This is a genomic window from Nocardia sichangensis, from assembly GCF_047200615.1.
In the GTDB taxonomy this organism is placed as follows: Bacteria; Actinomycetota; Actinomycetes; order Mycobacteriales; family Mycobacteriaceae; genus Nocardia; species Nocardia sichangensis.
Genome location: NZ_JBJZOK010000151.1, coordinates 1 through 329 on the forward strand (window position 1 = coordinate 1; position 329 = coordinate 329).

General features: G+C 59.3%; 1 protein-coding gene. It reads left to right on the forward strand.

From position 1 onward, the window contains the following. On the forward strand, positions 1-193 hold a 193-nt coding region (locus ACL03I_RS39550), incomplete at its 5' end, for an MspA family porin (protein ID WP_412808679.1). Positions 194-329 lie beyond the last annotated feature (136 nt).

Sequence of the window (329 nt, forward strand, 5' to 3'; positions counted from 1 at the left end):
AGTGAAGTTCGTTCAGATCGACTACAAGGACATCCTCAAGGCCGGTGTCTACTCCGTCGAATACCAGGATGCCGAGATCCAGATTCAGGGCTGCGCGGGTTACGCGCAGGCGCGTTCGTACACGGTCGTCGAGATCATCGGCGATCACTACTCGAAGACCACCCTCTACGGGATGCCGTTCAGCATCGGCTGACGTCTGTCGAATCCAACGAACCATCTTCCCGCTGAAGCGGACTCAACCCTCGAGGGATACCAAACCATGATCAACCGTAAGAACCTGGCGCGGATGGCCGGCCTCGGCGCCGCTGCCACCATCGCCATGGGCCTGT